The organism is Streptomyces sp. NPDC052101 (assembly GCF_040680235.1).
In the GTDB taxonomy this organism is placed as follows: Bacteria; Actinomycetota; Actinomycetes; order Streptomycetales; family Streptomycetaceae; genus Streptomyces.
On record NZ_JBFAWH010000042.1, the window covers coordinates 24,262 to 51,163 of the forward strand.

The 26,902-nt window shown below is 74.4% G+C and carries 24 protein-coding genes; 17 read left to right on the forward strand and 7 right to left on the reverse strand.

Annotated features, from left to right (window positions below; genetic code table 11):
* Positions 1 to 4: 4 nt before the first annotated feature.
* The 13 genes from AB0L75_RS38885 (at position 5) to AB0L75_RS38945 (ending at position 15,684) form a co-directional block, all read left to right on the forward strand.
* Positions 5 to 856, forward strand: coding sequence for a CHAT domain-containing protein (locus AB0L75_RS38885; RefSeq protein WP_365190876.1), 852 nt, complete (start codon positions 5 to 7; stop codon positions 854 to 856).
* Entirely contained in the window at positions 853 to 1,491 is a 639-nt protein-coding gene (locus AB0L75_RS38890) for a hypothetical protein (protein WP_365190877.1), read from the forward strand. The genes AB0L75_RS38885 and AB0L75_RS38890 overlap by 4 nt, the downstream gene beginning before the upstream one ends.
* A 1-nt stretch (position 1,492) precedes the next feature.
* Complete coding sequence (locus AB0L75_RS38895) at positions 1,493 to 2,506, forward strand: ThiF family adenylyltransferase (protein WP_365190879.1); 1,014 nt, start codon at positions 1,493 to 1,495, stop codon at positions 2,504 to 2,506.
* Positions 2,503 to 4,002 carry an effector-associated domain EAD1-containing protein gene (locus tag AB0L75_RS38900; RefSeq protein WP_365190880.1) on the forward strand — a complete coding sequence of 500 codons (1,500 nt, stop codon included), beginning with the start codon at positions 2,503 to 2,505 and terminating at the stop codon, positions 4,000 to 4,002. Before AB0L75_RS38895 ends, AB0L75_RS38900 begins: the two co-directional genes overlap by 4 nt.
* A complete protein-coding gene (locus AB0L75_RS38905; RefSeq protein WP_365190882.1) occupies positions 3,995 to 5,101 on the forward strand; it encodes a JAB N-terminal domain-containing protein in 1,107 nt (368 codons plus the stop codon). Before AB0L75_RS38900 ends, AB0L75_RS38905 begins: the two co-directional genes overlap by 8 nt.
* Positions 5,049 to 5,921, forward strand: coding sequence for a hypothetical protein (locus AB0L75_RS38910; protein WP_365190883.1), 873 nt, complete (start codon positions 5,049 to 5,051; stop codon positions 5,919 to 5,921). Before AB0L75_RS38905 ends, AB0L75_RS38910 begins: the two co-directional genes overlap by 53 nt.
* Positions 5,918 to 7,825 (forward strand): AAA family ATPase, encoded by a 1,908-nt coding sequence (locus tag AB0L75_RS38915; RefSeq protein ID WP_365190884.1) that lies wholly within the window; start codon positions 5,918 to 5,920, stop codon positions 7,823 to 7,825. The genes AB0L75_RS38910 and AB0L75_RS38915 overlap by 4 nt, the downstream gene beginning before the upstream one ends.
* 39 nt (positions 7,826 to 7,864) lie before the next feature.
* On the forward strand, positions 7,865 to 9,070 hold the full coding sequence (locus AB0L75_RS38920; RefSeq protein WP_365190886.1) for an AAA family ATPase: 1,206 nt from the start codon (positions 7,865 to 7,867) through the stop codon (positions 9,068 to 9,070).
* 30 nt (positions 9,071 to 9,100) lie between these two features.
* Entirely contained in the window at positions 9,101 to 9,895 is a 795-nt protein-coding gene (locus AB0L75_RS38925) for a hypothetical protein (RefSeq protein WP_365190888.1), read from the forward strand.
* A gap of 3 nt (positions 9,896 to 9,898) precedes the next feature.
* Positions 9,899 to 10,171: a hypothetical protein gene (locus tag AB0L75_RS38930; RefSeq protein ID WP_365190889.1), complete on the forward strand. Its 273-nt coding sequence runs from the start codon at positions 9,899 to 9,901 to the stop codon at positions 10,169 to 10,171.
* Positions 10,168 to 10,842, forward strand: coding sequence for a hypothetical protein (locus AB0L75_RS38935; RefSeq protein WP_365190890.1), 675 nt, complete (start codon positions 10,168 to 10,170; stop codon positions 10,840 to 10,842). The genes AB0L75_RS38930 and AB0L75_RS38935 overlap by 4 nt, the downstream gene beginning before the upstream one ends.
* A 79-nt stretch (positions 10,843 to 10,921) precedes the next feature.
* Positions 10,922 to 12,520 carry a hypothetical protein gene (locus AB0L75_RS38940; protein WP_365190891.1) on the forward strand — a complete coding sequence of 533 codons (1,599 nt, stop codon included), beginning with the start codon at positions 10,922 to 10,924 and terminating at the stop codon, positions 12,518 to 12,520.
* Positions 12,517 to 15,684, forward strand: coding sequence for a hypothetical protein (locus AB0L75_RS38945; RefSeq protein WP_365190892.1), 3,168 nt, complete (start codon positions 12,517 to 12,519; stop codon positions 15,682 to 15,684). The genes AB0L75_RS38940 and AB0L75_RS38945 overlap by 4 nt, the downstream gene beginning before the upstream one ends.
* Before the next feature lie 9 nt (positions 15,685 to 15,693).
* Here the strand turns inward: AB0L75_RS38945 and AB0L75_RS38950 are convergent, their stop codons facing one another.
* From AB0L75_RS38950 to AB0L75_RS38965, 4 genes are all read right to left on the reverse strand, one after another.
* Positions 15,694 to 15,903 (reverse strand): radical SAM-modified peptide, FtsH ternary system-associated, encoded by a 210-nt coding sequence (locus tag AB0L75_RS38950; RefSeq protein ID WP_365190894.1) that lies wholly within the window; start codon positions 15,901 to 15,903, stop codon positions 15,694 to 15,696.
* Between the two features lie 4 nt (positions 15,904 to 15,907).
* Positions 15,908 to 16,915 carry an AmmeMemoRadiSam system radical SAM enzyme gene (gene amrS / locus AB0L75_RS38955; protein ID WP_365190895.1) on the reverse strand — a complete coding sequence of 336 codons (1,008 nt, stop codon included), beginning with the start codon at positions 16,913 to 16,915 and terminating at the stop codon, positions 15,908 to 15,910.
* Positions 16,916 to 16,979: 64 nt separating this feature from the next.
* Positions 16,980 to 18,158, reverse strand: a complete 1,179-nt coding sequence (locus AB0L75_RS38960) for a hypothetical protein (protein WP_365190897.1) — start codon at positions 18,156 to 18,158, stop codon at positions 16,980 to 16,982.
* A gap of 152 nt (positions 18,159 to 18,310) precedes the next feature.
* Entirely contained in the window at positions 18,311 to 19,219 is a 909-nt protein-coding gene (locus AB0L75_RS38965; protein WP_365190898.1) for a hypothetical protein, read from the reverse strand.
* 241 nt (positions 19,220 to 19,460) lie between these two features.
* Between AB0L75_RS38965 and AB0L75_RS38970 the strand changes: the two genes are divergently transcribed.
* Positions 19,461 to 20,114 (forward strand): isoprenylcysteine carboxylmethyltransferase family protein, encoded by a 654-nt coding sequence (locus AB0L75_RS38970; protein ID WP_365190900.1) that lies wholly within the window; start codon positions 19,461 to 19,463, stop codon positions 20,112 to 20,114.
* A 62-nt stretch (positions 20,115 to 20,176) separates the two neighbouring features.
* Here the strand turns inward: AB0L75_RS38970 and AB0L75_RS38975 are convergent, their stop codons facing one another.
* Positions 20,177 to 20,893, reverse strand: a complete 717-nt coding sequence (locus tag AB0L75_RS38975) for a methyltransferase domain-containing protein (protein ID WP_365190902.1) — start codon at positions 20,891 to 20,893, stop codon at positions 20,177 to 20,179.
* Positions 20,871 to 22,310, reverse strand: coding sequence for an MFS transporter (locus tag AB0L75_RS38980; RefSeq protein ID WP_365190903.1), 1,440 nt, complete (start codon positions 22,308 to 22,310; stop codon positions 20,871 to 20,873). The genes AB0L75_RS38975 and AB0L75_RS38980 overlap by 23 nt, the downstream gene beginning before the upstream one ends.
* Positions 22,311 to 22,395: 85 nt before the next feature.
* Between AB0L75_RS38980 and AB0L75_RS38985 the strand changes: the two genes are divergently transcribed.
* A complete protein-coding gene (locus AB0L75_RS38985) occupies positions 22,396 to 23,322 on the forward strand; it encodes a LysR family transcriptional regulator (RefSeq protein WP_365190905.1) in 927 nt (308 codons plus the stop codon).
* On the opposite strand, the gene AB0L75_RS38990 is transcribed toward AB0L75_RS38985, so the two are convergent.
* Complete coding sequence (locus tag AB0L75_RS38990) at positions 23,312 to 24,517, reverse strand: cytochrome P450 (protein ID WP_365190906.1); 1,206 nt, start codon at positions 24,515 to 24,517, stop codon at positions 23,312 to 23,314. The genes AB0L75_RS38985 and AB0L75_RS38990 overlap by 11 nt on opposite strands.
* A gap of 223 nt (positions 24,518 to 24,740) precedes the next feature.
* Between AB0L75_RS38990 and AB0L75_RS38995 the strand changes: the two genes are divergently transcribed.
* Together AB0L75_RS38995 and AB0L75_RS39000 are read left to right on the forward strand one after the other, a co-directional pair.
* Entirely contained in the window at positions 24,741 to 25,718 is a 978-nt protein-coding gene (locus AB0L75_RS38995; RefSeq protein WP_365190908.1) for an LLM class F420-dependent oxidoreductase, read from the forward strand.
* Positions 25,719 to 25,810: 92 nt separating this feature from the next.
* Positions 25,811 to 26,857 (forward strand): NADPH:quinone reductase, encoded by a 1,047-nt coding sequence (locus AB0L75_RS39000; RefSeq protein ID WP_365190910.1) that lies wholly within the window; start codon positions 25,811 to 25,813, stop codon positions 26,855 to 26,857.
* Positions 26,858 to 26,902 lie beyond the last annotated feature (45 nt).

The window sequence follows — 26,902 nt, forward strand, 5'->3', positions numbered from 1 at the left end:
ACAGATGGCCAGTCCGACATGGAAACAACTGCGCGATGCCGGCGCATTCGAAACACTGGGCGAATTATTTCCGGACCTGCTGAGCAGTCACGCCTTTCTCGAGGACCTCGGAATAAGCCCCGCGCTGCTGCCGCCGTTCGCCCCGCCGCTGCCCGCCGCCTCCTGGTGGCGCACGGTCTGCCGGACCGTGGAGCAGGGGCGCTTCGCGGGCGTCACGCTGGGCGACCTCCTCGACGCGGCGGCGGCCCAGTTCCCCGGACACCAGGGCCTCGCGGCACTGACCGGCCGGGGCACGCCGACCGCACTGCGGGTGCTGTGCCTGATGTCCGCGCCGCTCGACGAGGCCAGGCTGCGCCTCGGCGCCGAGCAGCGCCTCATCAGGGAGGCCGCGGACCGCTCCGCCGGCCGGCTCACGGTGGAGGTCCAGCCGGCGGCCCGCGCGTCCGACCTCCTCTCCCGGCTCCACGCCGTCCGGCCGCACCTCGTGCACTTCGCCGGGCACGGCACGGACGACGGGCGGCTGCTCTTCGAGGACGAGACGGGCACCTCCGCACCGGTCCCGGTCGGCGCCCTGGCCACCGCGCTCGGCGTCCGGCCGGTCGACTGTGTCGTCCTCAACTCCTGCTGGTCGGCGGCGTACGCGGACGCCCTGCTCGACTCCGCCGGCACCGTCGTGGGCACCCGCGGCGAACTCCCCGACGACGCCGCGCTCGCCTTCGCCGAGGGCTTCTACGGCTCCCTGGCCGACTCCACCGCCATCGACCGCGCGTGCGAGGCCTCCCGCGCAGCCCTCGCACTCAGAGGCTACGAACCGGACGAGGTGCACCGGTGCTCCCGAAGGAGCCGAGCGGCATGACGACCCCCGACACGCCCGCCGCCACCTCCGCCCCGGCCGGCGTCGCCAGCGCCTTCGACCGCGGTCTGCAGCGCGGCGACAACCCGCAGGTGGCCGGCGCCGACGGACCGGCCTCCACCACCCTGGACTCACGCTGGCTCGGCACCTGGCGGCGGCCCGGCTCCCGGCACCGTGCCCCCTGCCGGGTGTGCGGCCACACCTTCCGGATGGACGACACCGTGTATCTGCGCCACGCGGAGGACGGCAGGCTGACCGACGTCACCCACCACCTGCGCAATCTGCCCTGCAGCGGCGAGGCCCCGGCCGCCGGCCCGCCCGACCCGGGCGCGCAGGCCGGCTTCTTCCGCGGCTTCGACACCACCGACCCCCGGCCCGACACCCTGCACACCGTACGGCTGATGCCCGACGACCCGGTGCTCGGCCATCCCGAGCAGCGCAACGCCTGCTTCGTGTGCACGCACACCTTCCGGCTGTTCGAGACGGTGGTCGTCTGCCCCTGCTCGCCCGAGGACCCCGGCTGCCGCAAGGCCGTCCACCAGGACCCGGCGCGCGGACTCGCCTGTTTCGAGCAGTGGCGCAGCGAACTCACCGTCCAGCAGTGCCCGATGAACTTCCGCACGCTGAGGCGGAGCTGACATGGGACGCTTCGACCGGCACGCGCTCATCGCCGGCTGGGACCAGCAGCGGCTGGCCGCGGCCACCGTCGTGGTGTGCGGAGTGGGCGCGCTCGGCAACCAGTGCGCCCAGGCGCTCGCCCTGGCCGGCGTCGGCCGGCTTCTGCTGTGCGACCCCGACGACGTCTCGGAGTCCAACCTCAGCCGCGCCCCGCTGTTCCGCGCCGACGACATCGGCCGGCCCAAGGCGACCATCGCGGCCCGCCGGCTCACCGAACTGTCCCCGGTGACCCGGATCGAGGCCCGCACCGCACCCCTGGTCAGCGGGGTGGGCCTGGCCGAGCTGCGGGACGCCGACCTGGTCGTCGGCTGCCTGGACAGCCTGGCCGCCCGGATCCAGCTCAGCGGCCGCTGCCAACTCGTCGGCGTGGCACTGCTGGACGGCGGCACCAGCGCCTGGGGCGGCGAGGTACGGCTGTACGAGCCCACCGGACCCTGCTTCGGCTGCGGCCTGTCCGCCCGCGACCGCGCCGCCCAGGACGACCCCTGGGCGTGCGCCGACGCCGTCGTACCCGAGGCCGGTGCCTCGGCGCCGGTCTCCGCGCTGGTCGGCTCCTGGCTGGCGGTCACCGCGGTACGCCTGCTGTGCGGTGCCGCCGTCGCCCCCGGCCTGATCCGGGTGGACGCCGCCGGCGGCACGGCGACCCCGGTCACCGTGCGCCGCGACCCCGACTGCCCGCTGCACACCCGTATCCCCGCCGACCTGGTGGCCGCCGTCCCGGACACGGCGCTGTCCACCCCGGCCGACCTGACCGACCATCTCGCCCCCGAGGAGACCGTGATGACCTGGGCGCCCCTGCCCGGTTCAGCGCCCACACGCGAGTCCACCCGGCTCGCTGACGCGCCCCCGCGCGCCCGGCTCGCCGATCTCGGCGTGGCACCGCGCGAGATCCTGCCGGTCCGCATGACCGGCCGCACCCGCGGAATCCGCTACCTGGAACTGGCCGAGGCAGGCGGGAAAGGAACGCCCCGATGACCTACGAAGCGGGCAAGCTGCCCTCCGAGATCAAACGTGTCCTGGTCGACACGCTCGCCGAGCTGTACCGCACCCAGAACCAGGCCGAGGAACTCCTGGAGGACATGGACTTCCCGCCGCAGACCCGGCCCCGCTGGGACGCGGCCCAGGACATCGTCGCCTACTGGCGGCAGGTGGTGCGCGCCCTCGAACTGGGCGCCGTACACCGCGGCGGCGTACGGCAGTTGCTGGAGACGATGCTGCGGCGCTGGCCCGGCAACCAGGACCTGCACAAGATCCGGGAGTTCCTCGGCGAGGAGCGACAGCAGCAGGCCGGCGCCGGCGGAAACGCCGACACGCAGTACCGGACCGTGGAGTTCGTGGGCAGCGAGGAGTACCCGGAGCTGCTCAGGCTGGTGCGCGAGCTGGTCGACGCCGACGCCGTGCAGCTGTACGCCGGCCACCGGCAGGCCGCCTACCGGGTGACCGGGATGACCCAGGACCAGCTGGACCAGGTGCGCGAGCGCGCCGTGCGCATCGCGCCCGGCGTGGAAGTGCTCTACGGCGAGTACGACTTCCGCCCGACCCTGTACACCCGCCTGGAGGTCATGGGCCCCGACGGCCAGCAGTTCGAGATCCCCTACGTGCCCAACACGACCCTGCCGGGCGAGTTGTTCCCGGCCGTCTGGGCGCAGTACCGGCCGGAGGTGGCCCAGGACGCCAACGGGCATCTGCTGCGGGCCGTTGCGGACTACCGCGACGAGAACGGCGAGGTCCGCCGCCTCGACCCGGACCAGCCGCTGTACAACCAAGGCGTCCGCGACGGCGGCCAGTTGCAGATGTCGGCCGAGTCGACGGCGGGCGTGGACAGCTGGCTGCGCGAGGAGGCGCTGACCCGGGCCCGCGACGACATCGTCGACTTCGCCGCCGAACACGATGAATTCACGCTGCTCGCCATGGAAGACGAGCGGATGCCGATGGACTACACGGTGGAACTGCACGTCCCCGGCTTCGCCCCGCCCGACGACCTGGAGTCCTGGCCGCCGGACCCCCGCCGTATCGACCGGCACGAGCTGATCATCTGGATGCCCGCCGAATTCCCCATCCAGGCCCCGCGGGTGCGCTGGCGCTCCGACGTGTTCCATCCGAACATCGCCCGCGACGAGGACCGCAAGGGCGCGGTGTGCCTCGGCCCGCTGATGACGGACTACACACCGGACCTCAGCATGTACTCGCTGTGCCAGATGCTCATCGACATGGCCCGCTACCGCAACTACGAGATCCTGCCGCACGACTACAAGATGGCCCGGGACTTCGAGAGCCTCGTGCAGGACATCGTCGAGCGCGGCGGATTCCTCGACGGGGACGCCGCCGCCTGGGCCTTCTCCTGGGAGGGCCAGGAGCGCATCAAGGAGATCGGCGGCACCACCTGGCTGGCCCGCGCGGGTCTGACCGAGCGGGCCGACCGCTCCCGGTTCCTGTCGGTCCAGCGCGTGGAGGCGAGCGCGGATGAGTGAGGAGAACCGCGCCGGCGCGGCCATGGTGCTGCTCTACAAGGGCACCTCCTTCGACCTGGTGGGCAAGATGACGCTCTCCTCGCTGATGGTCGAGGCGCTGCGCCGGGAGCTGCCCGCCATCGAGCAGGAGGAGCACCTGATCATGCATCTGCGGTATGTGCGCAGGCCGGATCCCCGGCTGGCGGACGGACCGCGCACCATCCACAATCTGCGCAGCCAGATCGGCCGGCTCGGCGTGATCATCTCCCAGGGCGGAGAGACCCTCATCGACCGCGAGTACCCGGTCCGGGAACTGCTCGGCCCGGTGCTGCAGCACGTGGTGCAGCAGCTCGACCCCGACGAACAGGTGTGGGGCTTCTGCCTCGACCATCCCTCCCTCAGTGGGCTGGCCCTCGGACGCTCGACCCCCGAGGTCGAGGGCGCCATGGACCTCAACCTCCGTGAGAGCAGGCGCAGTTTCACCGTGCGCAAGGTGGCCGAGCCGCCGGTGCCCGCGGTGGACCCCGCGGACCTGGGCATCGACGCGGCCGGGCTCGGCCAGGTCACCGTCCTGCTGTCCGGCGACATCCACGGCCATCTGCACGAGATGAAGCTCTCCCGACGGCTGGAGGAGGGCGGATTCCTGCTCGGCACGGTCCGGCGCGTCCTCGGCCCGGAGCCCGTGGAACGGGCGGAGCGGGCGAGCGACAACGGCGAGGCGGCGGCGGAACGCTATCTGGTGGAGATCAACGAGGTCACCCCGGCCGAGCACTCGGGCGCCGGAGCGCTGCACTTCACCTTCACCGGGGACTCCTTCCGCGATGTCAACCAGCGCATCACGGCCTCGGGCCAGGGCCAGGACCGGCAGCTGATGGGCTGGTACCACACCCATCTGTTCTCGGGGAAGGACTCGGGTCTGTCGAGCATCGACGTCGATCTGCACCTCGGCACCTTCCGGCAGCCCTGGCAGGTGGCCGGACTGATCAATCTCACCGGCGACGACCGGCTCCTGCGTTTCTACGCACGCTCCGGCGACTCGGTACGCGAATGCGAACAGTGGGTAAAAGATGACCGCGGTCGATACCGCCTTGCGCGTGCTGTTGTGGTCGACGGCCGCTGACGGCGCCGCGGCCACCCGTCCGGCGCCGCCCGAGGGCGAACTGAGAACCCCTCAGGAGCTGGCCGCGCCACCGCCCGACGTCACCACCGCCGTCGTCGGGCTGGCCGCGCAGTCCGCGGCCCGGTTGCGGCTGGACGCCCTGGCGGCCCGCGAGCGGCGGCCGGTCGGGGCCGGCGCCCTGCTGCTGGCCGCCGCGGTGGGCGGCCGCGCCCAGGCCCGGCTCGCGGCCGAGACGGTGCGGGCCGTACCGGCCGCCCGCTCGCTGTGGGACGTGCTCGCCTACCACGCGGTGGTCGCGCCCGCACTGCCGCACATCACCGACCCGGCGCTGGCCGGCCGGCTGCGGGCCGCCTCACCGCTCACCGCCCTGCTCGACCGGCCAGACCCGGTCGGCGAGTCCAACGCCGAACTCCTCCTGGAGGACGTACTGCTGACACACACTCAGGGGCGGCGCCTGATCACCACCGTCTACTGCGAGGCCCCGGCCTCCCCGGGGCAGGCCCTGTGGCGCGGCCGGCTCCTCGACCAGCTCCGGATGAGCGAGCGGGAGCTGGTGATCGACGTGTACGAGGCGGCCCTGCTGCGCCACACGCAGGCGCACCTGTCGCTGATACGCCAGGCCCGTGTCGGCCTGACCGTGCCGCCCGACCTGGCCGCGGCCCGCCCGGTCGCGTACTGGTGGGCCGCGCTCGCCCGGCTGGAGCGCTCGCACCGAAGGCTGCTGCGGGCCCGCTCCGGCATCGGCACCGCGTACCTGGCGGGCGTACGCCTGTACCGGCAGGTGGAACGGCTCGAAGCGAGTGGGGGGAGTCCCGCATGACCACGTCCGTGCGCCGTATCTCCGTCGTAGCCCCGGACGAGGCGTCCCTGGCGGCACTGCGCCGCCAGCCGCCCCGCGTCACCGTCGGCGAAGCCCTCGCCTCGGGGCCGTACATGCTGCTCGTTCCGCTCCAGCCCGGCTGGGACCTGCTGACCTGGGACACCGTCGCACCGCAACTGCTGCTCCAGTCCGAACTGCCGTACGGCACCCCGGTCTACCCGCCGGCCTACTCGCCGACCGTGCCCCAGCCGGCCGACCTGACCAAGCGGCCCGAGCCGGACGGCACCGGCGAGCCGCCCCGCGAGCAGCCCGCCCCCGCCGAGCCCGTCTACCGGCACCCGCAGCCCGAGCGGCTCCCCGAGGACCAGGCCACCGTCCTCGCTTACGGCCGGGACGTCGCCCAGGTCGCCTCGCTGCTGCGCGCCCGGCTGTCCGTGCTGGTCGTGGTGGAGAAGTCGGTCGTGCCGCACCTGTGGCGGGAGATGATCACCCGGGCCGAGCTGCAGGCGGAGGTGCTGGAGGAGTCCCCCGAGGACGACGACGCGCAGGAGCAGCCGCCGCCCGGCGACCCGCTCATCCCCGTGCAGCAGAACCCGCGCCAGCGCCTGCTGGCCCGGCTGCGCGAGCTGGTGCGCGCACTCAACGACGACACCGCGCTCGTCGTCCAGCACCTCGATCTGCTCGCCGGCGGTTCCGACGGGCAGCTCTCGCCCGAGGCCAGGGAGGTCACCGAGCTGCTGCACGGGGCGCCCGAGCGCGTGATGCTCGCCTTCGCCGCGCCCTCGCTGTCGGTGCCCGAGGTGCTGGCCGAGCGGTTCAGCACCCGCGTCACCATCACCGGCGTCCCGCGCACCGTCCGCTTCCCCGACGACCGGGAGGAACAGCCGCTCGGCCGGGCCCTGGTGACGGTCGGCGAGGCCGAGCGGTTCGACCGCTACGACCCCGTCGAGTTCTACAAGCACGTCGCCGGCATGAACCCGGTGCTGCTGCGCCAGGCCATGCGCTACGCCATGAGCGTGCACAAGGACCACCCGGCGCCGGTCGCCCGCGACCTGTACGCCACGATCCGGGCGTTCAAGGCCCAGATGTCCAGCAACTTCGAGGTGCCGGACGTCGGTTTCGACGACATCGCCGGCTACGACGAGGTCAAGGCCCACATCCAGCGGGCCATCGACATCGTGATGGGCCACCACCGGCTGCCCCCGCAGTACGACCATCTGCGCACCAAGCTGATCCCGCGAGGCTTCATCTTCCACGGCCCGCCGGGCACCGGAAAGACCCTGTTCGCCAAGGCGATCGCCAACCGGATGAACGCCACCATCCTCGTGGTCTCCGGCCCCGAGATCATGGGCACCTACGTCGGCGAGAGCGAGCGCAACGTCCGGGAGATCTTCGCCGAGGCGCGGCGCAACGCCCCCTCGGTCGTGGTCTTCGACGAGTTCGACTCCATCGCCTCGCGCCGCTCGGAGCACTCCGACGGCGGCACCCGGGCCGGCAACGCCGTGGTCGCCCAGATCCTCACCGAGATGGACGGCTTCCGGCCCGAGGTGCCGACCCTGGTGATCGGCACCACCAACCGGCTGAACCTGATCGACGAGGCCCTGCTGCGGCCCAGCCGATTCGAAAGCATCGCCATCGACCTGCCCAACGACGAGGCCCGGCTGAAGATGATCAGCCTGCACGCGACCAAGTTCGGCATCGACGTCAGCGGCGGAGTGGACGAACTGATCGCGTCGGCGCTGCGCGGACGCAACGGCGACGACATCCACTCGGTCTTCCGGGACGCCTTCGTCGCCGCCCACTTCCAGGAGCCGGCGGTGCCGCCGACCCCCGAACAACTGGGCCAGATCGTCGGCCGGTTGCAGCGCAAACGGCGCGAACAGCGCCGGTCGGGAAGGCGCTGACACCGTGGCGGCCACGAAGGACACACGCAAGGAGGCGCGGTGAGCTGGGGCCAGGACACCGTCGACACCATCAGGGACCTGGAATATGTGCGGCGGCGGCTCGACGGCGAGTTCGTCGGCCGCGACCGTGCCGTGCGGCTGCTGCAGCTCGCCGTGGTCTGCCGGGAGCACGCGCTGCTGCTCGGCCCCACCGGCACCGCCAAGAGCGAGCTGATCTCGGCCCTCGCCCGGCACATCGAGGCCCGCCGCTTCAGCTATCTGCTCACCCGGTTCACCGAGCCGTCGGAGATCTTCGGCGCGCTGGACTTCGAGCGGTTCCGGCAGGGCACCTACCAGGTGCGCACCGAGGGCATGCTGCCGAGTGCCGAACTCGTCTTCCTGGACGAGGTGTTCCAGGGCAGCAGCGCCATCCTCAACACCCTGCTGACCCTGCTCAACGAACGCCGTTACCACAACGGCGCACGGGCCGAGGACGCCCCGCTGGTCAGCCTGCTCGGCGCCACCAACGAGATACCCGACGACCCCGGCCTGACCGCGTTCTCCGACCGGTTCCTGATCCGCCTCCAGGTCGAACCGGTCGGCGGCACTGATCTGGAGCGGCTGCTGCAGGTGGGCTGGGAGCACGAGACCCGCCGGTTCACGGCCGCCGTCGAGGCGGCCGAACACACCCGGGCCGGCGGCGCGCCCGCCCGGACCGGCGGCGACCACACCTCGGGCACGGTGACCGTGGAACGGCTGGGCCGGCTCACCCTGCGGCTCAGGGACGTGAAACTGGACCCGGTCCTCGGCGAACACCGCGAACTGGTACGGCAGTTGCTGATCCAGGGAGTCCGGCTCTCGGACCGCCGGCTGGTGCGCAGCCTGAAGCTGGTCGCCGGAGCCGCGCTGCTGCGCGAGTCGCGCACCGCCGAGCCGGTGGACCTGTGGCCGCTGGCCCACATCTGGACCGACCCCGCCGACCGCACCACGGTCGAGGAGGCCGTACAGGCCGTGGTCGAGAAGTACGGCGGGGAGCCGGGCCGGCGGCGCCGCCCCGACCACGAGATCCTGCTCGACGCCCGGGAGATCGGCGCACCGCTGACCTCGCACCGCCAGCCCAGCGAGTGGAGCGTCGTCGAGGGCCTGCACAAACTCGCCGATCTTTCACGGGAGTTGAGGGAGCATCCGCCCGTGAACACACAGACCGAAGCAGAGCTGTCTCGTATCATTGGCGAAGTGAACGCCCTGCTCGACCAGTTCGAGTGAGGGCGGGAACACACGAGGGGGTACCCCAGCATGTGCAATCCCCGACGGGTCCGCGTCCGGGCCTCCAGCCGGCTCACCCGCATGTGGCAGGAAGAGGTGCGCCGCACCGGCCGGGCCAGCGCCGAGGTGGCCGGCGAGGCCACGCTGCGCGAGGAGTTCGGGACCCTGCTCGGCGCCCCGGCCCGCCGGGCCTTCGAGGCCGCGCTCGGCGCCGACACCCGGTGGACCTGGCACGACGACACCTACCGGCTGGAGATCGACGGCGGCACGATCGTCTACCACCTCGACACCGGCGAGATCGAGATGACCGCCCGGCTGAGCGACATCGTGACCGCCGAGGCCGAGGTGACCCGCACCCTGCAGGGCACGGTGGAGGTCAACGCCAGCGCCGAGCACACCGCGAAGTACTTCGACGACGGCTGGGCGGGCCTGAGCAAGTCGGTGGCCGAGCGCACCGCCCGCGCCCAGGCCCAGGAGCGCGCCGACCGCGACGCCGCGGAACAGATCGCCCGCCAGGAGGAACAGGAGCGGCTCGCCGGCCGGCGCCGGCTCGACGGACAGCGCGACGAGATCGACGCCGAGGCCCACGCGGAGGCCGAGCGCAGGGCCGCCGCCGCGGTGGAGCGGCGCCGCGGGGAACTCGACCGGGACGCCGAGGCCCGGCTGACCGAGGCGCGGACCGGTTTTCTGCGCCCCGTGCACGAGGTGCTGGCCGTGGCGTACCGCGACGCCATCGTGCAGTACGCGCGCGAGCACGGCGTGCAGGACATCCAGGTCGACGAGACGGGCGGCACACTCAACATCCAGTTCGAGATGGAGGCCTGAGCGATGCGGGTCAGGGTCGAGTTCCGGTACAACGCCGAGACCGGCGAGGTCGAGCTGTTCCAGGTGGACGACATCGGCCGCACCACCCGGATCGAGGACCACGACGCCACCCACGACGAGATCGCCTACGCGCTCGGCCGGGTGCTGGACCGCAGGCCCGGCGTGGCGGAGGCGGTGGCCGACCGGGAGCGCGAGCCGCAGGCATGGCAGGTGCCCGCGCAGACCGATCCGGCCGGCGCCGAGGAGCACCGCGAGCCGAGGCGTGCCCGCGAATGACCAGACCCCCCGACCTCCTGGCGCGCGCAGCCCACTGCTACGAGCAGACGGGCGACTACGCGCAGGCCGCCCGCTGCCACGACGAGGCGGGCCATCCGCTGAAGGCGGCCGAACTGTGGGAACAGGCCGGGGACCCGGTGCGGGCCGCCGACCACTGGATGCGCGGCGGCCGGCCCGGCCGCGCCGCCGAATGCCTGCTGTCGGCACGCCGGTTCGAGGCGGCGGCCGAGTGCTTCGAGCGGGGCGGCGACCTGCTGAGCGCCGGCTGGACGCTGGTCACCCGGACCCGGTCGTACGCCACCGCGGAGCAACTGTTCGCGACAGCACGGGCGCAGACACCGGGCGAGAAGCTGCGGTGCCGGATCGGCCGGCAGCTCGCCGCGTCCCGGGCCTACGGCCACAGCGCCCCCCTGCTGCGCACCCTCACGGCCGTACCGGAGCGCATCGGCTCGCTCACCCCGGCCCGGGAGCGGACCGAGGTCGAGCAGTGGGCGGTCACCGCGGCGGACCACATCCGCCGCCCGGACCTCGCCGCGCTGGTGTTCGCCGCCTCCTACCGGGCCCGCGTCACCGGCTGCGCCGACCGCTGGCAGCACTGGGCCGCCCGCACCCTCGGCGACACCACCGGCGTACCCACCGGACCCGCGCCGCCGGGCCCGGCACACACCTAGGCGAGCGGCACCACCAGATCCGTACATCGGGGGATCCATGAGTACTCTTTGGCCGCGCAAGAAGCGCACACTCCCACCCGTGTTCCCCGCCCGGCCGGCAGCTCCGCCCGCCGAGCCGCGCTTCCGGGCGGTCCGAGTGCCCCCACAGGACCACACCATGCCGCCCGCGCCACCCGACGAACCGCCGGCCGGCGAGCCGGGGGAGCGGGGCGAGGCCGGGTGGTCGGCCGTGGTCCGGTTCCCGTCCCCCCGCGCCGCCCTGGGACATACCGCGGCCACCGTGGAACTGGGCCCGCCCGGCCTGCGCAGATCGCCCCACGACCACTCCGTATGGGCGCTGCTCACCCCCGGACACCAGCCGGGCCTGCAACTGGCGCCCGGTTACGGCGGCCTGGTCTGCCAGGCCGACACCGACGGCCTGCTGTGGCCCGACGAGTCGGCCGTACCCGTCCCGCAGTCCATCGGCCACCTGTCCACCGTCGCCGGATGGGAGCCGGTCTCCCTCGCCGAACTGGCCGCCCACAGCCCGCTGGCCGCTGCGCCGGCCGGCCTGAAGGAGGTCGCCGTCCTCGCACCGGGCGCGCTGGGCCGCTGGCTGCTGCGCCGCTGCCTCGCCTCGGGCGTCGCGACCACCTTCACACCGGTCGAGCGGCTCGGCACGGACGGCCGGGCGGACGTCGGCTGGCTGCTGCTCAGGCTGCGCGCCGAGGACGGCGCCGTACCCGCCGGACTCGTCGAGGCCTGCGGCCGGCTGCCGGGACCCGTGGCCTGCCGGGCCGCCGACCCGGACTGCCGCGTCCTGATCGACCTCAGGCTGCGGCTCCCGCTGGACGACGCGGCCTTGCTGGAGGAGATCCCGCCCGGACGGCATCTCGTCGTGGAGGGCGCCCTGTCCGGACCGCCCTGGCAGTGGCGGCCGGTAGGCGAGCCGGCCGCCGGTGAACTCCTCGACGCGGGCCCGGTGCTGAGCCCCGCCCCGCCGGTCCGCACCCCCGTGCCCGTGCCCGCTCTCGGGCCGCCGCTGCCGGTCCGCCTGGTGACCAGCGCGCGCGCCCCGCACCGGGTCGACGCCGTGCTGGTCGCGGACGGCGAACTCGACGCGCTGCGCCGCTTCCTGCGCACCCGGCCGCTGCACGAGACCGCCGTGGTCGCGTTCGGACCGGGCCGCCACCTGGTGACCGAACCGCCAGGGCTGTGCCAGGCCCTGCCCTTCGGCACACCCGTCCACCAGGCCGGACCGGGCGCCCTGTACCTGGAGAGCGGCTGCGTCCTGAACCCGCCGCTGCCGGACACCGCACGCGACGAGGTCCTCGGCCTCAGCCCCGACGTCATCACCGTGCTGTGCCGCGGCGGCTCCTGGCGGCTGCGCCTGGCCGACGTACGCCCCGCCTGGCAGCTGTGGATGCCCGCGCCGCCCGCCTTCGCGGCCGGGCTGTCCGAGCCCGCGCGGGAGCTGCTGGACCGGCTGGCCGGCGCGATGCCCGAACCGGAGCCGTCCGCACCGGCCGTGGCCCGCACCCCGGAAGCGGAACGCCGGCGGCTGAACCAGGTCGCCATGGAGCACTCCCTGCGCGGCGAGTACCGCAAGGCCGCCGAACTGCTGGAGCAGGCGGGCCACTTCCAGCGCGCCGCCCAGATGTACGAGCGGGCCGCGGCCGAGCTGGGCGAGGGCCTGTGAGCACACCGCCGGCCGGCGCCTGGAGCGCCCAGCACATCCTCACCGTGCCCGCGGCCGACGCCCGCTGCCTGTGCCTGTCGCCGGACGGCACCGGACTGGTCGTGGTGCACGACGGCGCCGTGGTCCGCCACGACGACGAGGGCCGCGCCGTATGGCGGCTGCCCTGGCCCGGCCCGCCGCGCGGAGCCGGCCGGTACCCGGGCACCGACGCGGCGGTGTGGACCCCCGACGGCGACCGGCTGTTCCTGCTCGGCGCGGGCCACCTGGTCCTCCTCGACGCCGACACCGGCGAACCCGTGGAACTGCCCGCGCAGCTGCACACCGAGGGCGAGATCACGGCCCTCGCCCTGGCACCGGACGCCCGGCTGCTGGCGGTGGGCCTGCGCAGCGGCGACGTCCTGCTGCTGTACCGGGCCGAAGGCACGGTGACCCGGCTGCGCGGGGTCGACCCGGTGGTGGAGGTGTGCTGGATCCCGGGCCGGCAGCACACCCTGTGCGTGGCCACGGCCACCTCCGCCCAGCTGTGGGAACCGCACGGCGGCACCATGACGGGCACGCTCGGCGGGCTCTTCCAGGGGCTGCGCCGAGTGGCCTGCTCGCCGGACGGGCGGGCGATCGCCGTCGAGGACTACGCGGGGTTGCGGCTGCTCGACGCGGCCTCCGGCCGCGAGCTGCGGCGGGAGTTCGTGCCGTACCGCATGGACGCGCTGACCTTCAGCCACGACGGCTCGCTGCTCATCGCCGGCTCCGAGCTGGAGGGGCTGCGCGTCCTCGGCCCGCGCCTCGACGCCCTGGGCAGGCTGCCGGCCCAGGTGACCGGGCCCGGAGCGCTGAGCCTGTCGGCGAGCGGGCTGTTCGCCGCCCGGCTCGACGCGGACACCGTGGCGGTGTGGGAGCCGTCCGGCGCGGTGCCGCGCCCGCACCGGCACCGGGACCCGGCCGCGCTGCGCCGCTGGGCCAACGCGATGGGCCTCACCGTCGGCAAGGTCCACACCCGCAGCGGGGAGCGGCCCCCGGGGGTGCTGCGCGCGCTGCGGCTGCCCGAGGCCGGACTGGCCTGTGTCGCACCGGCCCTCGCATGGTCGCCGGACGGCACCCGGCACTGGTGCGAGTCGGGCCCGGGCCGCATCCTCGCGTACGCCGCCGACGCCACGCGCCCGCTCGGCGAGGCACCCGTGCCGAGCTTCCCGCACGGCTGGTACGACGCCGCCTGCCTGGCGGGCGACCGCCCGCTGCTGGTACTGGCCGCGCACTACGAGCGGGGCGTCAACCGGCTGGTGGACCCTGACGACGGCGCCGTGCTCGCCGAGCGCACGGCGGGGCAGGCGGTCGCCGCCGACCCCGTACGCCCCCTGCGCTGGGCGGCGCCCGAACCCGGCCCCGACCCGCGGCAGTTGCTGGTGCACGACCTGGCCCAGGACGGCGGCGGCCCGCAGCGGCTGCCCGTGGAGGACGGGGTGCGCCGGCCCGCCTGGTCCCCGGACGGCCGTCTCCTCGCGGCCGGCACCCGCGGCCGGATCATCGTCTGGAACGCCGGACCCACCGGCCGGTGCCGCCGGGTGCAGGTCCTGGACTGGCCCGACCCGCGGGCCATGGTGTGCCGGGTGGCCTGGTCCCCGGACGGCAGCCGGCTGGCCGCCACACCGGGCAGCGCCGGCGGCCCCGTCGTGCTCTGGGACACCGGCACCTGGAAGCGGCGGCAGCCCTTCGGCGAGGCCGGCGGCCGGGACTGGGCGCCCGCGCTGTCCTGGTGCGCCGACTCCCGGCTGCTGGCGTTCGCGTCCGCCGAGCAGGACTCGGTGGCGGAGGTCTGGGACGCCCAGGAGGCGCGCCGGATCCGGGTGCTCGTGCCGCCCGACGGGGTCGGCGGTCATCTGTGGACGCTGCGCTGGTCACCGGTCGGCGACCAGCTCGCGGCCACCTACAACTCCGGCGGCGCGATCCTGTGGGAGCTGTTCACCGGCGGCCAGCGCACCGCCGCCGCCCCGGTCCCGCCGAACGGCCAGGAGGAACTGATCCGGCTCGCCGTGCTCGCGGCCGTCCACGGGTTCGGCGTGCCGCTTGACCTGCTCGCGGACGTGCTGGCACTGCTGCACGGCACCACCCCGCCCCGGCTGCGCACCCTCGCCGACCACCGCGGCCTGCACGCGCTGCGCGAACTGGGCTGGCCCGGGCCCGCCCTGGCGGGACTGGCGCTGCTGCTGGTCGCTGACCTGCCCGCCGGCCCGGCCTATCTGGCCCCGCCCGAGGTCACCCCGGCCGAACTCGCCCAGGCCCTGGGCCGGGCGCTGACCGGCTCCTCGATCCCCGCCCGCAGATCGGCCCCCACCCTCACCGAACTGACCGCGGCACTGGGCACGGTGGACGACCGGCTGGTGGCACTGCTGCGCATCCTCGGCCCCGAGGCGGTCGCCGCCGACCCCACCCTGCCGGCCCGGATGCGCCGGCTGCCGCTCTCCCTCACCCCGCCCGGACCCGCGCAGCGCGCCCTGCTGGGCCTCAGGCTGCTGGACGGCGACACCGGCCTCGCCACGGGCGGCGCGGGCGGCACCGGCCGCTCCGGACTCGCCCGGCACGGCCCCGCCAACCGGCTGCTGCCCACCCAACTCGCCCTGCCCACCGAGCTGCTCAGAGCCCGGCACGCCCGGGAGGAGCTGCTGTACCGCACCAGCAGCGGCCGGCTGCCGCGCGATCCGCACGGCCTGGTGCTGCTGCTGGACGACACACCTGCCACGCACGGCAAGGTCGGATCCGTGCTGCGGCTCGCCGCCCATCTGATGGCCGCCACCGTGCTCCGGCTGGGGCGGCCCTGCGCCCTGGTGCCGCTCGGCGAGCCCTGGCGGTCGCGGATCCTCCAGGGCCCGGAGGACCTGGTCCAGGTGTGGGCCGCCGGCCCGCTGACGGCGGGTGACGCGCCGACGGCGTTCCGGGAGGCCGAGGTGGTGGCCGCCCGGCTCACCGCCGACATGTCCGGGCCGCCCCGGATGGTGCTGCTGTCCCATCCGTACCTGCGGCCCGCCCCGCGACCGGGACTGCGCGAACTGCGCGTGCACTACCCGCACATCCCGTGGCGGGAGCCGGCCCGGCACCGCCATGTGCTGCCGCCGGAACCCTCACCGGAGGAACTGCGGGCGGCGCTGACGGCACTGCTGTCGGACGACTGAGGCCGCCGGTCAGCCGCAGAGCATCTGCTCGATCGCGTCGGGGCCCAGCCTCTCCAGCAGCTGTTCCAGCACCTCGGGCCGGAAGGCGTCCCCGAGCACCTGGACGCCTGAGCCGTCCACGCTGATGCTGATCCGCACCAGGCGCCCCTCGGGATGCTGCTCGTACTCCTCGGGCTGGATCAGGTCGGGGACGTGCTCGACCATCCGGTATTCGGGCATGGGGTCACCATCGTCCTTCCACTGCGGTGCCGCACCGCGGGCACCGGCCGTCGTCGAGGGCGTTCTCGCCGAGCGCCCAGATGTCCCGTGCCACCACGGTGGTACGGCAGTGCGGGCACCGGGTGGCCCGTCCGCCGGCGCCCAGGGCCCGCTCGACGTACACATGCCGCAGCCCCTCCTCGTGCCCGATCCGCACCCCGGCCGCCAGGTCGGCCACCGGCGTGGGCGCGTGCCCGGTGCGGCGGTGGGCGGGGGTGGCCCGGACCAGATGCCAGGGGATCGCGGGGTCCAGCGCGGCCAGCGCCCGGGCGATCGGGCGCAACGTGCCCGGGCCCGCGGTGAGTCCGGGGATCAGCGGGGTCGACACCTCCACCCAGACACCGCGTTCGCGCAGCCCGGTGAGGGCGTCGAGCACCGGGCCCGGCCGGGCGCCGGTGAGTGCGCGGTGGTCGTGTTCGTCGAGGGTCTTCACATCGACGTTGACGGCGGCGACATGGCGCGCCGCGAGATCGACGGCCTCGGCGGTGAGGAAGCCGTTGCTCTTCCACACCACGTCCACCCCGACCGGCCGCCCCGACTCGGCGAGTGCGGTGGTGAGTTCGATGGCCAGCGAGGGTTCGGTGTAGGAGATCGCGATACATCCCGAGCGCCCGGCGGCCTCCCCGACCACGTCCTGAGGGTCCACCGGCGCGGCGTCCCAGCGGACCGAGTCCACCCTGCCGTACTGGGACATGCGGTGGTTGATGCAGTAGTCGCAGGCGAAGGTGCAGCCGGGCGCGGCCAGGGTGAGACAGGGCGTGCCCGGCCGGTAGTGGTACAGCGGCTTGCGCTCGACGGTGTCCCAGTGCCGCACGGACGACGCGAAGGTCGCGGTCTCCAGCCGGTCCCCGGTCCGGCGGCGCACCCCGCACAGGCCCGTCTCGCCGTCCTTCAGCGCACAGCGGAAGGGGCACAGCACGCACTGCACCCGTCCGTGCCGCTGCCGGTGGAGGACCGCCGGCGTCCACTGCATGCCCATGTACGGTCCCCCGTCCGGTCGGTGCTCCTTCGTCAGGGTAGCTTCCGGCCTGCTCAACTCACCCGGAAATCGTCCGACTTGGATCAGCCGGGGCGCCGAACGCGGCCAGCACGGCACGACCTGCCGCCAGGTGTGCCCGGTGGCGGTCACCGGCCGAGGGGTCCGCGGGCGGTACGGCCCGGTCGCCGACGGACCGCAGGCGCAGCACCTCGGCCACGGCGCGTTCCCCGACGTCCCGCCCGTCGTACCCGGCGGGGTCGCTCTGGAAGGCGAGCGCGGCCGCGGCCAGCACCTCGGCCGCCGAGGCGCACCGGGACGGGCCGCCCGCCAGCAGCCGCCGCGCTCCCTCGGACACGTCCGTACGGCCGGGGCGCCGGCCGGCGGCGAACAGCGCGGGGAGCGACAGCCCGTCCAGCCCGGCCCAGCCGCCCTCCACCAGCGCACCGGCCACGACACGGGCCTCGCGGTCGGCCTCGTGAGCGTCCTCAAGCTCTTCTTCGCTGTCGTCCGGAGCGCCCGGGTGCATGGCCGGCCGGGCGGCGGCACCGGCCAGCCGCAGCCGGGCCCCGGGCGGCGGATGGGCGCCGTCGTAGTCCCGTTCGTCCACCTCGTCCCCGGTGTCGAGCAGCTCCGCGAGTACGGCGGCGTAGACGGGCCCGCACAGTACGGCGGCGCACACATCGGCGAACGCCTCGCCCGCCCAGCGCTCCCAGTGGACGGACCGGTCCGGGGGCAGCCCGGCCGCGGCCACCCGGCGGCGGATCTCCTCGCCGAGACCGCAGTCGTCGTCGATGTGGTGCGCGGCCTCGTGCGCCACCGTCAGCAGGGCGGGCAGATGCGCGCCGAAGGACCAGGGCACGTCGATGACCGGGAACGGCAGCCGCGCCGCGGCCTCGCGGCCCTCGCGGGTGTGGATGCCGCCGCGGGGCAGCAGATCGTGGTAGGCGCTGCCCCGGCGATGGGCGCGCGGCGCGGCCGCGCGGCTGAATCCGACCAGCGGGGGCTCCTTGGGGCGGGCACCGGCGAGCCCCAGGACCGGGCCGTAGCACTCCCACGCCAACTCGTCGGCGACGTCCAGGAAGCGGCGGTACTCGCGGACGCGGCGCAGCAGGAACCGGGTGCGGTAGAAGTCCCACACATGGTGAAGGTCCAGGACCCGGCCGGGCACCTCCTCGGCCCGCCCGTCGGTGAGCCGGGCGCGTACGTCTGCCACGCCGACGCCTAGCAGCGTGAGCACCGCGTCCACCTGGCTGCGGTGCTTCTCCAGCGGTCCGCCGGCGCGGCTCGCACCTTCCCACCGGCACAGCTCCTCCTCCAGCCCGGCGACCGCGTGCCGACGTGCGGCGGCGCGCCGGGCGGACAGCGGGGCGGGGGCCGGGGCCGGGGTGGTCAGGACGTGTCCCGGGCCGGCTCGGGCGCGTGCTCCGGCTTCGACTCGGCCGCGGGCCCCGGCTGCGGCTCGCGCCCGGCCTCCGGCTGCGGATCGGGATGGGGCTCCGGCTCCGTGGCGGGCTGGTGCGGGGATTCGAGGACGGCCGACGGGTCGTCGGCGGCCTGCTCCATCAGCAGTGGCGGTACCGGCTCGGCGTCGAGACCGCGGCCGGGCTGCACGGGTCCGTACTCCTCGCGCACCCCGCCGAGCCAGGTGCCGCGCAGCCGCACGACCCGGAAGAGCGGGGTGAGGGCCTCGCCGATCCACTGGAAACCCAGGTGCCGACCCTGCGCGACCTGTGCCGAGCCGGCCAGGTCGAGCAGGCGCAGCGGCCCGGCGCCCACGGACGTGGCCAGGCGCAGCTCGGCCGAGGCGCCCGCCTCGGCGGCCACCAGCACGGCGGCGGCCTCGGCCCGTACCACCTCGGTCACGGCGAGCAGCCCGGCGTCCCACCGGCCCTCCCAGTAACGGCGCACGAGCGCACCGGCCAGGGCACGGGTGTCCGGAATCCCGCTCCCGGCCAGGCCCCGGTACGCCACCAGGGCGGCCCGCTGCCGGGCGAACCGCAGCAGCGCCCCGGCGTCCGCGTCGGCCAGGGCGGAGAAGAGCGGGTCGGTGGTGCCCGACGCCTTGAAGCGCAGGTCGATCCCGCCACCGGCGTCGTACACGAACGCGCCGCGGGCCTCGGGTGCCGTCTCGGCGAAGGGGACGCGGCGGTCCGCCAGGGTCCCGGCCGGGCGGACGGACCCCCGGGACTCGTGCAGGACGTCACCCACGGCGACCTTCTGGAGCAGCGGCCAGGCCAGCCACCAGTCGCCCCACGCCTCGCGCATGGCGTCCCGGTACACGGCGAACGCATGAACCACGGCGTTCAGCTCCTCCCTGTCCCACCCCGGTACCTGCGCGCAGGCTAGCAGCGGCGCGCCCGGGACACGCCCGAACTGCCCGGTACCGCAGGGGATTTGCCGCATCGAGCGGCGTGGTGCGCTCCGCAGGTCCGCTCGTGGGCCCGACGGGTTCTCCATCCGTGGATGGAGACAGGTGGAGATCTCTCCATCGACCCGTGGGCGGTGGTGATCGACTGGGTGGGCGAAGCATTCTTGAGACATGGGCACTCTTCACTCGGCACTTGTCCTGATCACCGTCGTCTGCGTGGTCGTCTTCCTCGCGGCCTGGATCGCGGGCGCCGTCTACTTCGGCGTGAGAAGCCACAGAGGCGTGCGCGGCTGGGCGCGCGGACTGCGGCGCTCGCTGCCGCGCCGGCTGCTGCTGATCGCGGGCGTCTCTGTGTTCTCGGCCCTGATAGGGCACTCCCGGGGCTTCTGGCGTCACCTGCAGTACTGGCAGCCCGAGCTGGCGGTCCTCGGTGCCCTGCTCGCCGTCGCCTCGACCGCCCTGCTGCTGTGGGCCCGCTGGGTGCTGGGCACGATGTGGGCCAGCATCCCGACGGTCCAGGAACACCACGAGCTGCGGACCGACGGGCCCTACCGCCTGGTCCGCCACCCCATCTACACCGGCCTGCTCGGCCTGGTCACCGGCGCCATGCTGGCCGAAGGCTTCGGCGTCCGGATCGCCTACCTGGTGGTCGCCGTGCCCTGGCTGCTGCGGCGGGTCAAGGTCGAGGACGGCCTGATGGCCGCGCAGTTCGGCCCCGCCTACGACGCCTACCGGGCCGAGGTCCCGGCGCTGATCCCCCGCATACCGCGGATACGTCCCACCGCACGCTTCGGCCCCCGCCACGCCGGAAGCGGGCAGCGATAGTGCCGTACGCCGGATGACCGGCCCTCGCCGTGGCCTCTGCCGAGGGCGACGGCTGTCGCCGGCTACGCCATCGCTCTGATCTCCAGCAGGATGTGCTCCAGCGTTTCGGTGCCCTCCAGGAAGGCGCGCCGGTCCAGCACCTTCAGCACGCGCCCGTGGGCGGTGGCGAGGTCCGTCAGCCGGTCCAGGTCGCCGCGGTCGCTGAACTGCAGCAGGGCCGCACCGCCGGCGGCCACCCGTAAGGGAGCCTCCACCAGATAGCGCTGGTGGGCCCGGTAGCCCGGATCGACGTACGCCCGCTCGTGGTCGGTCCGGTAGCGGTACTCGTCCGGGGCCAGCACGAAGTTGGAGTGCCAGTAGACGCAGTCGAAGCGGTCGCCGGGGTCCAGGGCGGCGAACAGGTCGCTGCGCACCGCGGTCAGCCGGTCCTCGACGTGGTGCCGTACGGCGTTGCGGCGGGTGTTCTCCACCGCCTGCGGACTGATGTCCGTGGCCACCACCCGGCCGGCGTTGCGGAGCGCCGCCGTCACCGCGATGACCCCGGTCCCCGAACCGACCTCCAGGAACGATCCGCCGGCCGGCAGCAAGGACGGCCCCTCGCCGGTGAGTCCCAGGACCTCCATCGCCTTCTCGGTCGTCGCCGAGAAGGGCGGTGCGAAGACGTCGTCGAGCAGGTCCCACTCCCGGCCCGCCAGGATGAAGGTGTCCGGACGGTCCGGGCGGCTCGCGGCCGCACGGCTTCGTTCGAGCGATCTCTCATAGCTCGTGCGGTCCGTCATCTGGGCCCTTTCCTCCGGCCGTTCGTCCTCCGTCATCACAACATGGGCGACTGCGCCCGGTACCGAGGAGAATCGGCCAGTCCGGGCGGTAGGTGCGGGCCAGGGTGAGCGACACGAGTACCGCCAGGCACAGCAGCGGCAGGCTGTAGCCGTACAACGTGCCCGCGAGCCGCCCGGCCGGGAAGAACACCAGACCCGCGCAGCTCAGGCCCAGCGAACCGCACAGCTGCTGGATCGCCGGCAGTGCCCCGGAGGCCGCGCCCCGCAGCTCCGGCCGGATCCCGTCGAGCGTGTCGGCGAACACCCGCGCCACGAAGGCGCCGTAGCCGATCCCGCCCGCCAGGAGCACCGGACTCAGCGCGACCGGGGAGACCCGGGGGAGCAGCGGGGCCAGGGCGAGCAGGCTCGCGCCCACCAGGGCGGTCGCGTACACGCTGTGCCGCGGGGAGCGGGCCCGCCGCCCGGCGAGGGTGGAACCGGCGATCGCACCGACGGCCCAGGGGATCTGCAGCAGCCCGGCGTGCAGCGGGCTGACTCCCCGGACCTTCTGCAGCCACTGGCTGAACAGGAAGAAGAACGGGGTGACCGCGAGGAAGAAGGCCGCGGCGCTCGCGCTGCCCGCTCGGAACCGCGGCCCGCGCCACAGCCCCAGGGGCAGGGTGACGGGCCGCCCGCCCCGGCCCTGCAGGACCAGGGCGCCCACCACCACCGCCGCGCCGGCCGCCCCGAACAGCCAGGGCAGGCCGCCACCGATGGTGCGGGCCAGCGAGATCGCGAGCACGAGGCCGAGCAGTCCGAGGGCGAGCCCGGCCGTGGTCGGCCAGTCCACCCGCTGCCCGGGGTCGCGTTCGAGCACCGGGACGCAGCGGGGAAGGGCCAGCAGCACCGCCGCCCCGACCGGAAGGTTGATCGCGAAGATCGCCCGCCATCCGGTGCCGGCGACGTCGGATTCGGTCAGCAGCGCCCCGAGCACCGGACCGAGCACGGAGGCGAGGCCCATCGTCGCCCCGTACCAGCCGATGGCGCGGCGGTGTGCCGCCCCCTGCCAGAGGGCGGAGATCGCGAACAGCGCCTGCGGGGCCATCACCCCGGCACCGATGCCCTGCACCAGCCGCATGCCGATGAGCACCTCGGCCGTCGGTGCCAGGCCGCAGCCGGCCGAGGCCAGTGTGAACAGCGCGACCCCGAGGGCGAACACCCGCCGCGGACCGTGCCGGTGGCCCAGCCGCCCGGCCGGCAGCAGCGTCGCGGCGAATCCGGCCGTGTAGGCGGCCGAGACCAGAACGAGCTGCCCGTCGCCGGTGTGCAGCTCCGCACCGATGTCGGGGGCGGCGACATTGACGATCGTCGTGTCGAGCAACTGGATGAAGGTGGACGCGAGCAGGACCGCGAGGGCCGTGGGGCGAGTGTTCGGCACGTTCCCACTCCACTCCACCGCACCCGCCCGATCAACTCCCATATCTGGCCGGGCCCTTCGCGATACCCCACGGATATGATGAACCATGGACGTCCGGCACCTGCGCTATGCCCTGGCCCTGGCCGAACACCAGCATTTCGGACGTGCCGCCGCGGCCGTCGGGATAGCCCAGCCACCGCTGTCCAAGCAGATCGCCGCGCTGGAGCGGGACATCGGCACCCGCCTGTTCGACCGCACCGCGCACGGTGTGTTCCCCACCGCGGCCGGCGAGGCCTTTCTGGCCCGTGCCCGCCGTGTCCTCGACGAGCTGTCGGGGGCCGCCGACGACGCGCGGCGCGCGGCCCGCGGCGAGACCGGGCGGCTGCGCCTCGGCTTCATCGGATCGGCGCTGGTGGAGCTGCTGCCCGAGGTGCTGCGCCGGTTCAGTGCCGAACGGCCCGGCGTACAGCTGCACCTGGACGAGATGTCCACCGCGCACGGCGTCCGGGCGCTGGTGCGGGGCGAACTCGACGTGGTGGTCTCCCGGGGCGCGCCCCGCGGAGCCGGCGTGGAGGCGCTGGTGTCGGCGCCGGTGGGCCGTGATCACCTGGTCGCGCTGGTCGCCGCGACGGACCCGTTCGCGGGGCGGCCGCACCTCGACGCGGAACAGCTCGCCGGCCGCCCTCTCGTGCTCGCGCCGCAGGACGAGGAACCGGCCTCGCTGGCCCGCCTGCGGTCGGTCCTCACCGCTCCGGGCGGGCTTCCCGCGCCGGTCACCTACGCCCGCGACATCCACACCATCATGGGGCTGGCCGCCTGCGGCGTGGGCGTCGGCCTCGGTCCCTCGTGTGTACGGCCGCTGGCCCGGCCCGACATCCGCATCTGCGACATCCGCCCGCACGTGGAGCTGCCCGACCTCGTGCTGTCCTGCCACGCGAGGGACCGCTCCCCGGTGCTGCGCGCCTTTCTGGAGACGGTCCGCGAGGTCCGCCCGAGCGCGCGTCCCGTGCTCGACCGCTGTCTCAGAACGTGACCGGAAGCCCGTCCGTGCGCAGCGTGATGTGGCCGCCGATCCACCGGACCTCCCCGGGGTCCACCGCGAGCCTGAGGCCGGGCAGCCGCCGCGCCAGGGTGCCGAAGGCGACCTGGAGTTCCATGCGCGCCACACCCGCACCCGGGCAGTGGTGGGGGCCGTATCCGAACACCATGTGCCGGTTCTCGGCACGGGTGATGTCGAACCGCTCCGGCTCCGCGAAGTGCCGCTCGTCGCGCGAGGAGGCGTGCATCAGCGGGATGACCCCCTCGCCCTTGCGGATCGGGGTGCCCGCCAGCTCCACATCGTCCAGGGCCACCCGCATCAGGCCGACGTCGGACGGCGGGGCGTACCGGAAGATCTCCTCCACCGCGGGAGCGGTCAGCTCCTCGGGCCGCGCGGTGAGCAGCTCCCACTGGTCCCGGTGCCGCAGCAGCTGGAAGATGCCCCGGCCGATGGTGTTCACGGTGGTGTCATGGCCGGCCAGCAGCAACTCCGCGCCCAGCCAGGACAGTTCGGCCTCCGAGAGCCGGTCGTCGTCGTCCCGGGCCTGCACCAGCGCGCTGAGCAGATCGTCCCGGGGCTCCGCGCGGCGCGCCGCCACCAGCTCCCGGACGTACGCGGTGAACGCCTCCCGCGTGGCCAGCCGCTGTTCGTTGGAGCCGACGCTCATCAGCGTCTCGGTCCACGTCTTGATCTGGTCGCGGTCCTCCAGCGGCGCCCCGACGATCTCGCAGACCACCCAGATCGGCAGGACGGAGCAGAACTCGTGGTAGATGTCGACGGGTTGGGGCAGGGCCGCCACCCGGTCGACCAGCTCGTCGGTGATCTCCTGCACCCGGCCGCGCAGTTCCCCGGCCCGGCGCGGCGCGAACGCCCCCGCGATCAGCCGGCGCAGCCGGGCGTGGTCGGCGCCGTCGAGGTTGAAGATGCTGTAGGGGTTGTCCCCGAAGTCCGGGCCCTTGACCATCCGGGGAGCGCCGGGTTCCCGCAGCGCCGCCCGGGACAGGCGCCGGTCCGTCAGCGCCGTGACCACCTCGTCGTACCCGCTCACCACCCACGCCCCGTCCCCGCTGGGCAGTGTCACCCGGCTGACCGGGCACGTGGCCCGCAGGCCGGACAGCTCGGCCGGCGGCTCGCCGAGCGGGCCGGGAGGGAACGGGAAGGCGGTCGGTTCCTGCTGACTGCTGCTCATGGCGATTCCCCTCTGCCGGGCGCCCCTGCGGACACCCGTCGGTTCCTCCCAGTCTGCGGACCCGGGCCGGGCGCGTCTTCGGGTCTTGGACGGGGCTCGCCCGGCGCCGGACCGTACCTGCGAACGGGGCGTATCCCCGTCCCGCGACCAGGTCACCGCGCACGGCGGCGCGCACTACGCTCCCTGTGACCATCCGTCCCCGGCGATCCAGAGGCCTGCCATCGTGCGCTACGGGGTCAACATTCCGCTGATCGGCGTCCCCCTTCCCGACCACGAGCCCCTGCTGCGCGAACTCGCCGGCCTGGGCTACACCGACGTGTGGACGGGCGAGGCAGCCGGGCACGACGGCTTCACCCCGCTGGCTCTCGCCGCCGCCTGGGCACCCGGACTGCGCCTCGGTACGGCGGTGGTGCCCGCGTTCACCCGGGGCCCGGCGCTGCTGGCGATGACGGCGGCCACCCTGGCCGAGGCCGCGCAGGGCGAGGTGGTGGTCGGCATCGGCTCCTCGGGGCCGCCGTTCGTCGACCGGATCAACGGCATCTCCTCCGCCGACCCGTACCGGCGGGTGCGGGACACGGCACGCTTCCTGCGGCACGCCTTCGACGGGCGGACCGTGCGGGGCCGCTTCGACAGCTTCACCATCGACGGGTTCCGGCTGCCGCACGTACCGGTGCGACGGCCCCGGGTGATGATCGGCGCACTGCGCCCCGGCATGCTCCGGCTCGCGGCCCGCGAGTCCGACGGCGCGATCACCAACTTCCTCGCCGTCGGGGACGTTCCGGCGGTGGCCGACGCGCTCGGGCCGGCTCGCCCCGGGAAGGAACTCGTCGCCCGCCTGTATGTGTGCCCGACCCGCGACCGGACGTACGCGCGGCAGATGGGCCGCCGGCTGCTGGTGGGCATCCTCAACGCACGCACGTACTCGGCCTTCCACGCCTGGCTCGGCCGGGAGGACGCCCTGAAGGCCACCTGGCAGGCCTGGGCCGACGGCGACCCGGCGCGGGCGGCGGACGCCGTCCCCGACGAGGTGGTGGACGACCTGCTCGTCCACGGCAGTCCCGAGGAGTGCCGTGCGCACATCGCGCGCTTCGTCGAGGCCGGCATCGACACGCCGTTCCTGCATCTTCTGCCCGCACCCGAGACGGGCGGTGGCCCGCAGGGGGCGCTGCGGGCCCTCAGCGCCCTGGCACCCGCGCGCTGAACCCGCCGGACACAAGGCCCCGGCAGGGGCGGACCACGAACGACACGGAAAGGGGGAGGGGCGCCCGGTTCGGCCCGGCGCCCCGCAACTCCATGAAGGCGATCGCATACGCCCGCAGGGGCGGCCCGGAGGTACTGGAACTGCTCGACCGGCCGCTGCCCGAGCCGGGCCCCGGCCAGGTGCGGGTGCGGATCCGCGTCTCGGGCGTCAACCCGACCGACTGGAAGGCACGCGGCGGCGGCCCCACCGACTGGAAGGGGGCGGCCCCGGACCAGGTCCTGCCCGTGCCGCAGGTCCCTCACCAGGACGGGGCGGGCCTGATCGACGCCGTCGGCGAGGGCGTCGACGAGGCGCTGGTGGGCCGGCGGGTCTGGGTGTGGGAGGCGGCCTGGATGCGCCCCGACGGCACCGCGCAGGAGTATGTGGTGCTGCCCGAGCACCAGGCGGTGCCGCTGCCGGACACCGCCTCCTTCGACCTGGGCGCCTGCCTGGGCATCCCGGGGTTCACCGCGCACCGGGCCCTGACCCTGCCCGGCGGCGGACCCGAGCAGCTGGGCCCCGGAACGCTGACCGGCCGCACGGTCCTCGTGGCGGGCGGCGCCGGTGCCGTCGGCAACGCCGCCATCCAGCTGGCCCGGTGGTCCGGCGCCACGGTGGTCACCACGGTGAGCAGCGCCGAGAAGGCCGCGCTGGCCCGCGCCGCCGGGGCCGAGCATGTCGTCGACTATCGCGCCGATGGCGCGGCCGCAGCCGTCCGGGCCGCCGCGCCCCGGGGCATCGACCTGGTCGTCGAGGTCGCCCCGGCCGTCAACGCGGAGCTGAACCAGCAGGTGCTGGCCTACGGCGGCACGGTCGTCTTCTACGCCAACGACGGCGGCAACACCCTCACCCTGCCGGTCTTCGACCAGTTCATCGCGGGCACCCGCTGGCAGGGACTGCTCGTGTACGCCGTCCCGCCCCGCGCCAAGGCCCAGGCGGTGGCCGACCTCACCGCGGCCGTGGCGGCGGGTGCTCTCCGGGTGGGGGAGGAGGCGGGACTGCCGCTGCACCGCTTCGCCCTGGAGAAGACCGCCGAGGCTCAGCAGGCGGTGCAGGAGGGCACGATCGGCCGGGTCCTGGTGGACGTCGCCGACTTCTGAGCGGTGACGCGGAACGGAAGAGGGGCACCGGACGTCCGGTGCCCC